Source organism: Streptomyces collinus Tu 365 (assembly GCF_000444875.1).
GTDB classification, from domain to species: domain Bacteria; phylum Actinomycetota; class Actinomycetes; order Streptomycetales; family Streptomycetaceae; genus Streptomyces; species Streptomyces collinus_A.
The window spans coordinates 6,504,402-6,520,232 of record NC_021985.1 but is presented as its reverse complement, the minus strand read 5'-3'; the positions used below and the strand labels follow the sequence as shown (position 1 = coordinate 6,520,232).

Sequence of the window (15,831 nt, the reverse complement as noted above, 5' to 3'; positions counted from 1 at the left end):
GCCCTACTGATACCTGCGCCCCGAAGTTGACAACGTTGTCCAGAGCCCTGGCGCAGGGAGGGAATCCGTACATGCAGCGGAGAACTCGGCACAGATACGGTCCGGCGGTCGTCCTCACGGCCGCCTTTGTCATGGCGGCCGGAGCACAGGGGGCGGCGGTCGCGCTGCCCGCCCGGGCGGCCGCCGCCGACCACGAGTTCGCATCCTCGTTCGAGGCGGGGGATCCGGCACCCGACTGGCTGAACACCGTCGACACCGGAGCGGACGGCGGCAAGCGCGCCTCGGGCGTGGACGGCGGCTACAGCACGGGTATCCCGGGCAACGTCACCGACCACGTCACCGAGGTCCGGGCGAGCGGCGAGAACAGCGGAGCGGGCGAGGTGAAGGAGAACCTCGCCGACGGCGAGCCCGGCACCAAGTGGCTGACCTTCCAGCCCACCGGCTGGGCCGAGTTCGACCTGGACAAGCCCGTCAAGCTGGTGACGTACGCGCTCACCTCGGCCAACGACTACGACGAGCGCGACCCGCGGGACTGGACGCTCCAGGGCTCCACGGACGGCAAGGACTGGAAGACCCTCGACAGCCGCTCGGACGAGTCCTTCCCGGAGCGGTTCCAGACCAAGTCCTACGACCTCGCCGAGCCGGCCGAGTACCAGCACTTCCGGCTGGACGTGACGAGGAACAACGGTGCCTCGGGCATCCTGCAACTCGCCGACGTGCAGTTCTCCACCGGCGGCACGGGCGGCCCGGTGCCGCAGGACATGCTGTCGCTGGTCGACAAGGGACCGAGCGGTTCGCCGACGGCCAAGGCGGGGGCCGGATTCACCGGAAAGCGCGCACTGCGCTACGCCGGACGGCACACCGCGGCCGGCCGGGCGTACTCGTCCAACAAGGTCTTCGACGTGAACGTGAAGGTCGCCGGCGACACCCGGCTGTCGTACCGCGTCTTCCCGTCCATGGCCGACGGCGACCGCGACTACGACGCCACCAACGTCTCCGTGGACCTGGCCTTCACCGACGGCACCTACCTGAGCGACCTGGGCGCGACCGACCAGCACGGCTTCCCGCTGTCGCCGCGCGGCCAGGGCGCGTCCAAGGCGCTGTACGTCAACCAGTGGAACAACGTGGCCTCGCGGATCGGCTCGGTGGCGGCGGGCAAGACCGTCGACCGGATCCTGGTGGCCTACGACTCCCCCGACGGCCCGGCGAAGTTCCGGGGCTGGATAGACGACGTCGCGCTGCGCCGGGTGGCCCCCGAGAAGCCGAAGGCGCACCTGTCGGACTACGCGCTGACCACCCGCGGCACCAACTCCAGCGGCAGCTTCTCGCGCGGCAACGACTTCCCGGCGGCGGCCCTCCCGCACGGCTTCAACTTCTGGACGCCGGTCACCAACGCGTCCTCGCTGAGCTGGCTGTACGAGTACGCACGTGCGAACAACAGCGACAACCTCCCCACGATCCAGGCGTTCAGCGCGAGCCACGAACCCAGCCCCTGGATGGGCGACCGGCAGACCTTCCAGCTGATGCCCTCCGCCGCCTCCGGCACCCCGGACACCGGGCGTGAGGCACGCGAGCTGGCCTTCCGGCACGAGAACGAGACCGCGCGCCCGTACTACTACGGCGTCCGGTTCGAGAACGGCCTGAAGGCGGAGATAGCCCCGACCGACCACGCGGCGGCGCTGCGCTTCACCTACCCGGGCGACGACGCGAGCGTCGTGTTCGACAACGTCACCGAGCAGGCCGGGCTGACCCTGGACAAGGAGCACGGCGTCGTCACCGGCTACTCCGACGTGAAGTCGGGCCTGTCGACGGGCGCCACCCGGCTGTTCGTCTACGGCGTCTTCGACAGGCAGGTGACCGACGGCGGCTCCAGCGGGGTCAAGGGCTACCTGCGGTTCGACGCGGGCGCGGACCACACCGTCGGGCTGCGCCTGGCGACCTCGCTGATCAGCGTCGACCAGGCGAAGGACAACCTGGCCCGGGAGATCCCGGACGGCACCTCCTTCGACACGGTCAGGAACGCGGCCCAGCGCACCTGGGACCGGCTGCTCGGCAAGGTCGAGGTGGAGGGCGCGACCCCGGACCAGCTCACCACGCTGTACTCCAGCATGTACCGGCTCTACCTGTACCCGAACTCCGGCTTCGAGGAGGTCGGCGGCAAGGACCGGTACGCCTCGCCGTTCTCCGCCATGCCGGGCCCGGACACCCCGACGCACACCGGCGCGAAGATCGTCGACGGTAAGGTGTACGTCAACAACGGCTTCTGGGACACCTACCGCACCACCTGGCCGGCCTACTCGTTCCTGACCCCCGGTCAGGCCGGCGAGATGGTCGACGGCTTCGTGCAGCAGTACAAGGACGGCGGCTGGACCTCCCGCTGGTCCTCCCCCGGCTACGCCGACCTGATGACCGGCACCTCCTCGGACGTGGCGTTCGCCGACGCGTACGTCAAGGGCGTGAAGTTCGACGCGAAGGCGGCGTACGAGGCGGCGGTCAAGAACGCCACGGTCGTCCCCCCGGCGTCGGGCGTGGGCCGCAAGGGCATGAGCACCTCGCCGTTCCTCGGCTACACCAGCACCGACACGCACGAGGGCCTGTCGTGGGCGATGGAGGGCTACGTCAACGACTACGGCATCGCCCGGATGGGCCAGGCGCTCTACGAGAAGACGGGCGAGAAGCGGTACCAGGAGGAGTCGACGTACTTCCTCAACCGCGCCCGGGACTACGTGAACCTCTTCGACGCCAAGGCGGGCTTCTTCCAGGGCCGTGACGCCAAGGGCGGCTGGCGCCTGGACTCCGCGAAGTACGACCCGCGCGTGTGGGGCTACGACTACACGGAGACCAACGGCTGGGGCTACGCCTTCACCGCCCCGCAGGACAGCCGGGGCCTGGCCAACCTGTACGGCGGCCGGCAGGCCCTCGCGGACAAGCTCGACACGTACTTCGCCACCCCGGAGACGGCCTCCCCGGACTACGTCGGCTCCTACGGCGGTGTCATCCACGAGATGACCGAGGCCCGGGACGTGCGGATGGGCATGTACGGCCACTCCAACCAGGTCGCGCACCACGTGATCTACATGTACGACGCGGCCTCCCAGCCCTGGAAGGCGCAGCAGTACGTCCGCGAGGCGCTCTCCCGCCTGTACACCGGCAGCGAGATCGGTCAGGGCTACCACGGCGACGAGGACAACGGCGAGCAGTCGGCCTGGTACCTCTTCTCCTCGCTCGGCTTCTACCCGCTGGTGATGGGCGGCGGCGAGTACGCGATCGGCTCCCCGCTGTTCAAGAAGGCGACCGTGCACCTGGAGAACGGCCGGGACCTGGTGATCAAGGCCCCGCGCAACAGCGCGGAGAACGTCTACGTGCAGGGCGTGACCGTCAACGGCCGCCCCTGGACGTCGACCTCGCTCCCCCACTCGCTGCTGGCCAAGGGCGGGGTGCTGCAGTTCTTCATGGGGGCGAAGCCGTCCACCTGGGGCAGCGGCCGCGACGCGGCGCCCGTGTCCATCACCCAGGACGACAAGGTGCCGACGCCGCGCACCGACCTGCTCAAGGGTGACGGGGCCCTGTTCGACGACACCTCGGCGACGAGCGCGACGGTCGCCTCGGTCGACCTCCCGGTCACCGGTGCCGGCAAGCCCGTCCAGTACACGCTGACCTCGGCCGCCGATCACACGGAGGCACCGGCCGGCTGGACGCTGCAGGGCTCGGCGGACGGCACGACCTGGCGCACCCTGGACCACCGGTCCGGGGAGTCGTTCGCCTGGGACCGGCAGACCCGGGCGTTCACGATCGCCAAGCCGGGCTCGTACCCGAAGTACCGGCTGGTCCTCGACTCCGAGTCGACGCTGGCGGAGGTGGAGCTGCTCGGCTGACGCACCCGCCGTACGGAACGAAGGCCGCCCCCCGGAAGGACCCGGGGGGCGGCCTTGTGCCGTACGGGTCAGCCCACCGCGAGGGTGAACACGTGCAGGTCGGTGTCGTCGGGCAGCCGGACGCTCCTGATGGACTTGCCCGGGGGCGCCCGGAACGGCTCGGTCGCGAAGACGTAGGTCGCCACCGGGTCCTTGTCGGCGCCCGCGACGTTGCGGTACGCGGTCTTGGCGACGACCCGGTTGCCGTACTGGACGGTGCCGCCGCCCCCGCCGACGGTCCAGTCGGTGAAGGCGAGGTCGATCGTGCCGGTGCTGCCGTCGGTGTAGGTCACGGTGGCCGTGGTCCTCTGGTTGCCGTTGACCGCGCTGCCGAGGAAGGACAGCGTCGCCGCCGGGGTGGCGAGGTCGACGCTCTGGCCGGCCGCCGAGGCGTTGTCGGGGCGGCCGGCGGGCGAGTCGGGCCAGGTGAAGGCGAGGCCGTCGACGGTGCCGTGGCCGCCGGGGGTCAGGCCGGCCGCCGCGAGGGCCTGGCGGGAGTAGCTCCAGCCGCCGCCGTCGTAGTCGGCCTCGGCGTGGTCGCCGGTGTCGTCGGAGACCCCGGTGCCGTTGTAGGCCGCCAGCAGGGTGCCGGGCGCGGCGACGGTCAGGGCGACCGGCTGCCGGTAGGAGGTGCCGTCGGAGGTCACCGTGACGGTGACGTCGTAGAAGCCCTGGTGGACGCCGTCGGCGGCGGTGAGCGTGATCTGCCGCGCGCCGTCGGTGACCGAGCCCTCGGCGGGCGTGGCGGTGACGCCGTCCGGGGTCTCGACGCGGAAGCGGACGTCGGGTCCGGTGCCGCCGTTCAGCGACAGGGCGCGGACGGCGACCTCGGTGGAGTCGCCGGGCGCGAGCGTCGCGGCGGTCGGGCCGACGCCGATCTGGTAGGGCTGCTCGCCCTGGCGGAAGGACGGCGGCGGCTCGGTCGCGCCCCAGGAGCGGTCCGGGGTCGCGGAGAGCGTGTAGTCGAGCCGTCCGCCGTCCCGCACGAACGAGGCCGGGAGCCACGGCCGGTCGCCGCGGCGGCCGTCGACCTTCAGGGACCGGACGTAGGGCGCGTCCCAGGCCGCTCCCGGCGCGCGGACGGAGATGTCGTTGCCGTGCGGGCGGTGGATCTCGGCGCGCTCGAACAGCGGCGAGGCGAGGACCAGTTCCGCGCGGGAGGGGACCTGCGGGTACATGCCGAGGGCGGAGAAGACGTACCAGGCGGACATGGCGCCGAGGTCGTCGTTGCCGGGGATGCCCCCGGGCTCGGCCGACCAGAGCCGCCGCATGGCCGCCCGGACGGTCTCCTGGGTCTTGTACGGGGCGCCGGCGTAGTCGTACAGGTAGGGGACGTTGAGCGAGGGCTCGTTGTCGAGTTCGGACTTGGTGCCGCCGCTGCCGGTGAAGGCCCAGCCGCCGTCGGCGTCGTGGAAGAAGTCGTCGAGCCGGGCCAGGGCCTTGCCGGTGCCGCCCATGGCGGCGAACAGCCCGGCCGGGTCGTGCTGGACCATCCAGGTGTACTGGGCCGCGGTGCCCTCGACGAACCCGTTGCCGGTGTCGGGGGTGAAGCCGGTGACCCAGCTGCCGTCGGCCTTGCGGTTGGCGATGTAGCCGCCGCTGCCGTCGGCACCGGAGGGGACGGCCGCGATGTCGAAGTTGTTCTGCCACCACTGGGCGCGCCGGGCGAAGGCGGCCGCCGTGCCCTTGCGGCCCGCCGCCGCGGCGAGCTGGGAGAGCGAGAAGTCGGCGGTGGACATCTCCAGGGTCTCGGCGGCACCGCCCCAGGCGTTGGAGACGGACGGCATGTAGTGCTTGTCGAGGTACTTGTCGAGGGAGGGGCGCTGGCCGACCGACAGCACCGGCTTGCCGGCCGCGGACAGGTCCTGCTCGGTGGGCACGGTGGCCGCCCGGACCAGTGAGCCGAGCGCGCCCCGCAGGTCGAAGTCGGTGCCGCCGAAGGCCCGGATCCCGGCGAGCGCGGTGGGCGCGGGGTCGCCGTTCATGACGTGGGTGCCGCTCGCGCCGTGCAGCCAGCGGTCCCAGACCCCGCCGTTCTGCCGGGCCATCTCGTACAGCGACTGGGCGACGTCGGAGCCGGTGCGCGGGTCGAGCAGGGTGAGCAGCTGGACCTGGTCGCGGTAGACGTCCCAGCCGGAGAAGGTGCCGTACTGGGCCCGGTGGCCGCGGGCCACCCGGTGCACCTTGTCGTCGCTGCCCCGGTAGCGGCCGTCGGCGTCGCTGATCACGTTCGGGTGCAGGAGGGAGTGGTAGAGGGCGGTGTAGAAGGTGGTGCGGTCGGTGGCGCTGCCGCCGCCGACCCGGACGGCGCCCAGGCGCTCGCGCCAGGCGGCCCGGGCGGCGTCGCGCATTGCGTCGAAGGAGCGCTCGGGCGGGTTCTCGGCGGCGAGGTTCGCCGCGGCCGCCGCCCGGCTGACGTAGGAGATGCCGACCTTGACGTTCACCGGGCCGGTGCCGGGGGCGAACTCGACGTACCCGCCGGCGCCCTTGCCGGCGACCGGCCGACCGCCGTCGGCGAAGCCGCCGGTCCCGCCGGAGGCGGTGGTGGATCCGGGGTCCAGCGTGCCGTCCCGCCAGGTGCCGTGGGTCTTGAAGGGCCGGTCGAAGCGGGCGGTGAAGTAGAGCGTGTAGTAGGCGCGCCGGCCTTCGGGGTCGAGGTAGCCGCAGAAGTCGCCGGAGGTGACGGAGCCGGAGACGGTGCGGCCGGCGGGGTCGATGGTGACCGACGAGTCGGTGGAGCCGACCTCCGAGTTGGCGGTGCGCACCAGCAGCGAGGCGGGCTTGTCGGCCGGGAAGGTGAAGCGGGCGGAGCCGGTGCGGGCGGTCGCGGTGAGGTCGGCGGTGACGCCGGAGGCGAGGCCGACCCGGTAGTGGCCGGGTTCCGCGGTCTCGTCGGGGTGGCTGAAGCCGGAGGCGTAGACGGCGTCCTTGGTGTCGCTCGCCGGGGACGAGGTGACCTCGCCGGCGTACGGGAAGAACGGGATGTCGCCGCTGCCGCCCGCGCAGCCGGTGCCGGACATGTGGGTGAGGCTGAAGCCGCGTATCCGGGTGGCGTCGTACTGGTAGCCGCCGGGGGCCGCGGTGCGGGTGGCGTCGCCCCGGGTGTTCTCCGGGCTCCAGGAGAGCATGCCGAAGGGCACGACGGCGCCCGGGAAGACGTTGCCGCCGTTCCTGGTGCCGATCAGCGGGTCGACGTACGGGGTCGGGTCCTTGACGAGCCCGGGGGGAGCTGCGGTCGCCGCGAGGGCCGTGGGGGCACCGCTCATCGCGAGCACCGCGGCCAGCAGCAGGGACATGGGACGGAAACGCATGGAGCGGCCCTTCCTCTGACGGACGGGTCGCGCACCACCGGTCGCACAAGCCGCAGGGACAGTAGCGTGCGCCACCGGTCACACGGAAGACCGCGTACGGCGGTCCTGGCACGCCCGCGGATCACCCGGTCGGGGGACCTCAAGTAGGTTGACATCGTTGTCGGTTGAGGCGGTAAAGTCATGTACAGACCAGTCGACAACGTTGTCGCACCACCGGTCGGGGTCCCCCGGGGACCTCACGCTCCTCCACAAGCCGGCACCACCCGGGCAGGGACACCACCACCCCCCTCACCTGCCCGGCTCGCGGACCCGGTGCGCACGGCCACCGGGTCCGCCCCGAGCACTTCCCACCGCTTCGCGAGAGAATGGTGATGCACTGTTCGCAGCGATTTTTGGGAGCGCTCCCGAGGCTCGTTCCCGGGCCCGTGTGATGTCCATCGCTTGGACCAGCCGTAGTCACCGGGAAACGCCAGTGTTAGAAATGTCGCATGTCGGACCGAATCGGCCGATTCAGGCGCATCTCATTGCGCTCGATGATCGGCAAGAGTCCCCGCAGCGTCGCCGGGCAGGTTTTCGTCCTGCAGGTGGCGCTGGTCGTGGTTCTCGTGGTCTGCGCGGTCTTCGCCCTCGTCCTGCAGTCGGAGCGTGACACGAGCACGGAGGCGAGGCGCCGGTCCATCGCCGTCGCCGAGACCTTCGCGCACTCCCCCGGTGTCGTGGAGGCGCTGCGTTCGCCCCACCCGTCGGCGGTGCTCCAGCCGCTGACCGAGGCGGGACGCAAGAGCGCGGGCGTCGACTTCATCGTCGTCATGGACAAGAAGGGCATCCGCTACACGCACCCCATCCCGAGCAAGATCGGGAAACGTTTCGTCGGCAGGATCGCCCCGTCGCTGGCCGGCCACGTCTACACCGAGAGCGTCCACGGCCCGCTCGGCCACGAGGTGCAGGCGACGGTGCCGATCCGGGACGACCGGGGCAAGGTGACGGCGCTGGTCTCCGCCGGGCTCAAGGTGAAGAACGTGACCAACGCCGTGGACCGGCAGCTGCCGATCATCCTCGGCGCCGGCGCGGCGGCCCTCGTGGTGTCCACCGGCGGCACCGCGCTCGTGGGCCGGCGGCTGCGGCGGCAGACCCACAGCCTGGCCCCGGACGAGATGTCCCGGATGTACGAGCACCACGACACGGTGCTGCACTCGGTGCGCGAGGGCGTCCTCATCGTCCAGGACAACGGTCGGCTGCTGCTGGCCAACGACGAGGCCCGGCGGCTGCTGGAGCTGCCCGTGGAGGCCGAGGGGCACACCGTGCGCGAGCTGTCGTGCCTCGACGCCGACATGGCGGAGCTGCTCTCCTCCGGCCGCGAGGCGACCGACGAGGTGCACTTCGCCGGCGGCCGGCTGCTCGCCGTCAACCAGCGGCCCACGCACCCCGAGGGCGGCCCCCGGGGCACCGTGGTGACGCTGCGGGACTCCACCGAGCTGCAGGCCGTCTCGGGCCGGGCCGAGGTCACCCGGGAGCGGCTGGAGCTGCTCTACGACGCCGGCCTCGGCATCGGCACCAGCCTCGACGTGGTCCGCACGGCGGACGAGCTGGCCCAGCTCGCCGTGCCCCGGTTCGCCGACTTCGTCACCGTGGACGTGGCCGACGCCGTCCTGCACGGCGAGGAGCCCGGCCCCAAGGCGACGGACATGCGGCGCGTCGCCGTCAGCGGCATCCGGGACGACCACCCGCTCTACGAGCGGGGCCGGCTGATCGACTTCCTGCCCTCCACCCCGCAGGCCCTCGGCTACGACGCCGGCCGCACCCAGCTGGTGACCGACCTGTCCTCCGCCTCGGGCTGGCAGGCGCAGGACCCGGAGCGCGCCCGGCAGATCGTCGACTTCGGCATCCACTCGCTGATCAGCGCGCCCGTCCAGGCCCGCGGCGTGGTGCTGGGCATGGTCAACTTCTGGCGCTCCAAACGGGACGCCTTCGACGAGGAGGAGCTGTCGCTGGCCGAGGAGCTGGTGGCCCGGGCGGCGGTCAGCATCGACAACGCCCGCCGGTACGCCCGCGAGCACGCGCTGGCGGTCACCCTCCAGCGCAGCCTGCTGCCGCGGGCGCTGCCCGAGCAGAGCGCCCTGGACGTCGGCTACCGCTACCTGCCCGCCCAGTCGGGCGTGAGCGGCGACTGGTTCGACGTGATCCCGCTGCCGGGCGGCCGGGTGGCGCTGGCCGTCGGGGACGTGGTCGGGCACGGTCTGCACGCCGCCGCGACGATGGGCCGGCTGCGCACCGCGGTGCACAACTTCTCCACCCTCGACCTGCCGCCGGACGAGCTGCTCAGCCACCTGGACGACCTGGTCGGCCGTATCGACCAGGACGAGGCGTGCGCGGACACCTCCGGTGAGATCGTCGGCGCCACCTGTCTGTACGCCATCTACGACCCGGTGGCGCGCCGCTGCGTCATGGCGCGCGCCGGGCACCTGACACCGGCCCTGGTGTACCCCGACGGCAGCGCCACCTTCCCCGACGTGCCGGCCGGGCCGCCGCTGGGCCTGGGCGGCATGCCGTTCCGGACGGCCGAGCTGGACGTGCCCGAGGGCAGCCAGCTCGTGCTGTACACCGACGGGCTCATCGAGGACCGCAGGCGCGACCTGGACGTGGGCATGGAGCTGCTGCGCCGGGCGCTGGAGGGGCACCCCGACCGGGCGCCGGAGGAGAGCTGCCAGGCGGTGCTGGACGAGCTGCTGCCCGAGCGGCCCGCCGACGACGTGGCGCTGCTGATCGCGCGCACCCGGGCGCTGCCACCGGAGAACGTCGCCGACTGGGACGTGCCGGGCGACCCGGCCGCCGTGTCCGGGATGCGCGGCGCCGTGTCCGCGAAGCTGGCGGAGTGGGGCCTGGCCGAGCTGGGCTTCGGCATGGAGCTGGTGCTGAGCGAGCTGATCACCAACGCCATCCGCTACGCCTCCGAGCCGATCCACGTCCGGCTGATCCGGGACCGCACGCTGATCTGCGAGGTCGCCGACGGCAGCAGCACCTCGCCGCACCTGCGGTACGCCGCGACGACCGACGAGGGCGGCCGGGGCCTGTTCCTGGTGTCGCAGATGACCGAGCGCTGGGGCACCCGGTACACGCCCCAGGGCAAGGTGATCTGGGCCGAGGTGGCGCTGCCGAAGAGCGGGGAGCTGCCGGGGGTCCCGGGATTCGAGATCCCGGACATCCCCCTGGAGTGAGCGCACGGCCGCGGGCCGCGTCCCCGGTACACGCACGCACGCAGCGGGGCCGGACCTCCCGGTCGCACGGGTGCACGGCGGGGGCCGCGCCTCCCGGTGCATGGCCGTTCGGCAGGGGCCGCACCCCCAGGTGCATGGCCGCACGGCGCGGGGCCGCCGCGTGCATGGGGTGCACGGCGCGGGGCCGGACCCCCGGTTGCACGGGTGCACGGCGGGGGCCGCACCTCCAGGTGCATGGCCGCACGGCAGGCGCCGCACCCCAGGTGCATGGCCGCACGGCGCGGGGCCGGACCTCCCGGTGCGTGGGCGGACGGCGCGGGGCCGCGCCACCGGTGCACGGACGCGCGGCCGAGGGCCGTACCCCCGCTGCGGGGGGTACGGCCCTCGGTCGTCGTACCGCTCGTGCGTGCTACTTGCGGATCAGGCTGCGCAGCACGTACTGCATGATGCCGCCGTTGCGGTAGTAGTCGGCCTCACCGGGGGTGTCGATGCGGACGACCGCGTCGAACTCGACACCGGTGTCGGTGGTGACCTTGACCGTGCGCGGCGTGGTGCCGTTGTTCAGCTCCTCGACGCCGGTGAAGGAGAAGGTCTCCTCGCCGGTCAGACCGAGGGACTGGGCGGTGGCGCCCTCCGGGAACTGCAGCGGCAGGACGCCCATGCCGATGAGGTTCGAGCGGTGGATGCGCTCGTAGGACTCGGCGATGACGGCCTTGACGCCGAGCAGCGCGGTGCCCTTGGCCGCCCAGTCGCGGGACGAGCCGGAGCCGTACTCCTTGCCGGCCAGGACGACCAGCGGGATGCCCTGCTCGATGTAGTTGCGCGAGGCGTCGTAGATGAACGCCACCGGCGCGTCCGCCTGGGTGAAGTCGCGGGTGTAGCCGCCCTCGGTGCCCGGCGCGATCTGGTTGCGCAGGCGGATGTTGGCGAACGTGCCGCGGATCATGACCTCGTGGTTGCCACGGCGCGAGCCGTAGGAGTTGAAGTCACGACGCTCCACACCGTGCTCGGTGAGGTACTTGCCCGCCGGGGTGTCGGCCTTGATGGCACCGGCCGGGGAGATGTGGTCGGTGGTGACCGAGTCGCCCAGCTTGGCCAGGACGCGGGCGCCGGTGATGTCGGAGACCGCCTCCGGCTCCATGCCCATGCCCTCGAAGTACGGGGGCTTGCGGACGTAGGTCGACTCGGCGTCCCACTCGAAGGTGTTGCCGGTCGGGACCGGGAGCGCCTGCCACTGGGCGTCGCCGGCGAAGACGTCGCTGTAGGACTTGGAGAACATGTCCTCGCCGATGGCCGCGGCGACCACGTCGTTGACCTCGGCCTCGGAGGGCCAGATGTCCTTCAGGAAGACCGGGTTGCCGTCCTGGTCGGTGCCCAGGGCGTCACGGGTGATGTCCACCTTCATGGAGCCGGCGATGGCGTACGCGACGACCAGCGGCGGGGACGCCAGGTAGTTCATCTTGACGTCGGGGTTGATGCGGCCCTCGAAGTTCCGGTTGCCGGAGAGGACCGAGGTGACGGCGAGGTCGTGGTCGTTGACGGCCTTGGAGACCTCCTCCGGCAGCGGGCCGGAGTTGCCGATGCAGGTGGTGCAGCCGTAGCCGACGAGGTTGAAGCCCAGCTTGTCCAGGTACGGGGTGAGACCGGCCCGCTCGAAGTAGTCGGTGACGACCTTCGAGCCCGGGGCGAGGGTGGACTTGACCCACGGCTTGCGGGTCAGGCCCTTCTCGACCGCCTTCTTGGCGACCAGGGCGGCGCCGATCATGACGTACGGGTTGGACGTGTTGGTGCAGGAGGTGATGGCCGCGACCGTCACCGCGCCGTGGTCCAGCTCGTAGGTCGTGCCGTCGGGGGCGGTGACCTGGCACGGGTTGGACGGGAAGCCGTTGGGGTGGACGGCGGGGGCGTCGGAGGCCGGGAAGGACTCCTTGCCCGCCTCGTCGAGGTCGTCGACGTAGTTGCGCACGTCCAGCTTGAACTGCTCGGCGGCGTTCGCGAGGACGATGCGGTCCTGCGGGCGCTTCGGGCCGGCGATGGACGGGACGACCGTGGAGAGGTCCAGCTCGAGCTTCTCGGAGAAGTCCGGCTCGGCCTTCGGGTCCAGCCAGAGGCCCTGCTCCTTGGCGTACGCCTCGACGAGCGCGACCTGCTGCTCGGAGCGGCCGGTCAGGCGCAGGTAGTTCAGGGTCTCGCCGTCGATCGGGAAGATCGCGGCGGTGGAGCCGAACTCCGGCGACATGTTGCCGATGGTGGCACGGTTGGCCAGGGAGGTGGCGGCCACGCCCTCGCCGTAGAACTCGACGAACTTGCCGACCACACCGTGCTTGCGGAGCATCTCAGTGATGGTGAGCACGAGGTCGGTGGCGGTGGTGCCGGCGGGCAGCTCACCGGTCAGCTTGAAGCCGACGACGCGCGGGATGAGCATGGAGACCGGCTGGCCGAGCATCGCGGCCTCGGCCTCGATGCCGCCGACGCCCCAGCCGAGCACGCCGAGGCCGTTGACCATGGTGGTGTGCGAGTCGGTGCCGACCAGGGTGTCGGGGTAGGCCTTGCCGTCACGGACCATGACGACGCGGGCCAGGTGCTCGATGTTCACCTGGTGGACGATGCCGGTGCCCGGCGGGACGACCTTGAACTCGTCGAAGGCGGTCTGGCCCCAGCGCAGGAACTGGTAGCGCTCCTTGTTGCGGCCGTACTCGAGCTCGACGTTCTGCTTGAAGGCGTCGTTGGTGCCGAACTTGTCGGCGATGACGGAGTGGTCGATGACCAGCTCGGCCGGCGCCAGCGGGTTGATCTTCGCCGGGTCGCCGCCCAGCTCCTTGACCGCCTCACGCATGGTCGCGAGGTCCACGACGCAGGGGACGCCGGTGAAGTCCTGCATGATCACGCGGGCCGGCGTGAACTGGATCTCCTGCGAGGGCTGGGCCTGGGAGTCCCAGCCGCCGAGGGCGCGGATGTGGTCGGCGGTGATGTTCGCGCCGTCCTCCGTGCGGAGCAGGTTCTCCAGCAGGACCTTGAGGCTGTACGGCAGGCGAGCGGAGCCCTCCACCTTGTCCAGCCGGAAGATCTCGTACGACTCGTCGCCCACCTGCAGCGTGCTGCGGGCGTCGAAGCTGTTCGCCGACACGACAGTCTCCTTCATTGATGTGCGCCTACCACCGTCCATCGTGCCGCCACCCCGGCTCGGGCAATCCAGTAAGGTCAGGCTAAGTTAGGTGAGCCTTACCAGCGTGACGACCACGGTGCGCCTCGGCAGATATCTCGATGTCGAGATAACTCTAGTACATGGGCACCGGCTGGTCATGCCCGGCCGGGCCCGGCTCCCGCCGTTTTCCGGTGGCGTCGGCCACAGTCGAGCATCCCGCGCGGGGCGGACCGGCGCACACCGGACACCGGCCGGCGCCCCCCTTGGGCCGCCTGCCATCTCCACGCCGGTACGGGGTATCCGAGTTGAGCGGCGCTCGACCCGAACACGACCCAAGGAGGCGTCCATGCCGCTCACTTTCCGCAAGAGCTTCCGGATCCTGCCCGGGGTACGGCTGAACATCAACCGGCACTCCTGGTCCCTCACCACCGGCGGCAAACACGGACCGCGACACACCCACAGCAGTACCGGACGTCGTACGACATCGGTTGATTTGCCCGGACCTTTCGGATGGCGTCGCACCCGTACGGCCAGGGAGCGTTGACGGGGCATCACCCGAACGGACCCCCCAACGGGCGCCATCTCATATCTGAGATAACCTCAACCTCATGGCAGACGACTACCTCGTACGCATCGGCAAGCTCATCCGTGACGCCCGGCAACACCGGGGCTGGACACAGACGCAGCTCGCCGAGGCGCTGGGCACCAGCCAGAGCGCCGTCAACCGCATCGAGCGCGGCAACCAGAACATCAGCCTTGAGATGATCGCCCGCATCGGCGAGGCCCTGGACAGCGAGATCGTGTCGCTCGGGTACGCCGGCCCGATGCATCTGCGGGTGGTCGGCGGCCGCCGGCTGTCCGGTGCCATCGACGTCAAGACGAGCAAGAACGCCTGCGTCGCACTGCTGTGCGCCTCGCTGCTGAACAAGGGGCGCACGGTGCTGCGCCGGGTGGCCCGGATCGAGGAGGTGTACCGCCTGCTGGAGGTGCTCAACTCCATCGGGGTGCGCACCCGCTGGATCAACGACGGCGTCGACCTGGAACTGGTGCCGCCCGCCGAGCTGGAGATGGCGGCCATCGACGCGGAGGCGGCCGTCCGCACCCGCTCGATCATCATGTTCCTCGGGCCGCTGCTGCACCGCGTGGACAGCTTCAAGCTGCCCTACGCCGGCGGCTGCGACCTGGGCACCCGGACCATCGAGCCGCACATGATCGCGCTGCGCCGGTTCGGCCTGGACATCGCGGCCACCGAGGGGCAGTACCACGCCCGGGTCGACCGCACCGTGCGCCCCGACCGCCCGATCGTCCTGACCGAGCGCGGCGACACCGTGACCGAGAACGCGCTGCTCGCCGCCGCCCGCCACGACGGCGTGACGGTCATCCGCAACGCCTCCTCCAACTACATGGTCCAGGACCTGTGCTTCTTCCTGGAGGCGCTCGGCGTCCGGGTCGAGGGCATCGGCACCACCACCCTCACCGTGCACGGCGTGCCGAACATCGACGTCGACGTGGACTACTCCCCCTCCGAGGACCCGGTCGAGGCGATGAGCCTGGTGGCCGCCGCCGTGGTCACCGAGTCGGAGCTGACGGTGCGCCGGGTCCCGATCGAGTTCCTGGAGATCGAGCTGGCCGTCCTGGAGGAGATGGGCCTCGACCACGACCGCAGCCCCGAGTACTTCGCGGACAACGGGCGCACCCGGCTGGTCGACCTCACGGTCCGCCCCTCCAAGCTCGAGGCCCCGATCGACAAGATCCACCCCATGCCCTTCCCGGGCCTGAACATCGACAACGTCCCCTTCTTCGCGGCCATCGCGGCCGTGGCGCAGGGCCAGACCCTCATCCACGACTGGGTCTACGACAACCGCGCCATCTACCTGACGGACCTCAACCGCCTGGGCGGCCGCCTCCAGCTCCTCGACCCGCACCGCGTCCTGGTCGAGGGCCCCACCCGCTGGCGCGCCGCCGAGATGATGTGCCCGCCGGCCCTGCGCCCCGCCGTGGTCGTCCTCCTGGCGATGATGGCCGCGGAGGGCACGTCCGTGCTGCGCAACGTCTACGTCATCAACCGCGGCTACGAGGACCTCGCGGAACGGCTGAACTCGATCGGCGCGCAGATCGAGATCTTCCGGGACATCTGAAAGCTCTGCGAAATAATAGCGTGAACCCCCTCCTGACCTGCACAAACGCGGGGCGGGAGGGGCCCTCCGGGTATCCCTGGGACTTTTCTGGGACTTCTGGCCGGGCGT

General features: G+C 71.3%; 6 protein-coding genes. 4 read left to right on the top strand and 2 right to left on the bottom strand.

The window, feature by feature from the left end; translation table 11 throughout:
* The first annotated feature begins 71 nt into the window (after window positions 1-71).
* Window positions 72-3,875 (top strand): GH92 family glycosyl hydrolase, encoded by a 3,804-nt coding sequence (locus tag B446_RS28290; protein ID WP_193384506.1) that lies wholly within the window; start codon window positions 72-74, stop codon window positions 3,873-3,875.
* A gap of 68 nt (window positions 3,876-3,943) precedes the next feature.
* Here B446_RS28290 and B446_RS28285 read toward each other — a convergent pair whose 3' ends face one another.
* A complete protein-coding gene (locus tag B446_RS28285; protein ID WP_020942854.1) occupies window positions 3,944-7,225 on the bottom strand; it encodes a GH92 family glycosyl hydrolase in 3,282 nt (1,093 codons plus the stop codon).
* 533 nt (window positions 7,226-7,758) lie between these two features.
* On the opposite strand from B446_RS28285, the gene B446_RS28280 reads away from it, so the two are divergent.
* Window positions 7,759-10,440 (top strand): SpoIIE family protein phosphatase, encoded by a 2,682-nt coding sequence (locus B446_RS28280; RefSeq protein WP_020942853.1) that lies wholly within the window; start codon window positions 7,759-7,761, stop codon window positions 10,438-10,440.
* Between the two features lie 409 nt (window positions 10,441-10,849).
* Here B446_RS28280 and acnA read toward each other — a convergent pair whose 3' ends face one another.
* The gene (gene acnA, locus B446_RS28275; protein WP_020942852.1) at window positions 10,850-13,567 is read right to left on the bottom strand and encodes an aconitate hydratase AcnA; all 2,718 of its coding nucleotides are present in this window, start codon (window positions 13,565-13,567) and stop codon (window positions 10,850-10,852) included.
* Window positions 13,568-13,931: 364 nt separating this feature from the next.
* Between acnA and B446_RS37480 the strand changes: the two genes are divergently transcribed.
* The gene (locus tag B446_RS37480) at window positions 13,932-14,129 is read left to right on the top strand and encodes a DUF4236 domain-containing protein (RefSeq protein WP_020942851.1); all 198 of its coding nucleotides are present in this window, start codon (window positions 13,932-13,934) and stop codon (window positions 14,127-14,129) included.
* Between the two features lie 64 nt (window positions 14,130-14,193).
* Window positions 14,194-15,723 carry a helix-turn-helix domain-containing protein gene (locus tag B446_RS28270; RefSeq protein WP_020942850.1) on the top strand — a complete coding sequence of 510 codons (1,530 nt, stop codon included), beginning with the start codon at window positions 14,194-14,196 and terminating at the stop codon, window positions 15,721-15,723.
* Window positions 15,724-15,831: the final 108 nt, after the last annotated feature.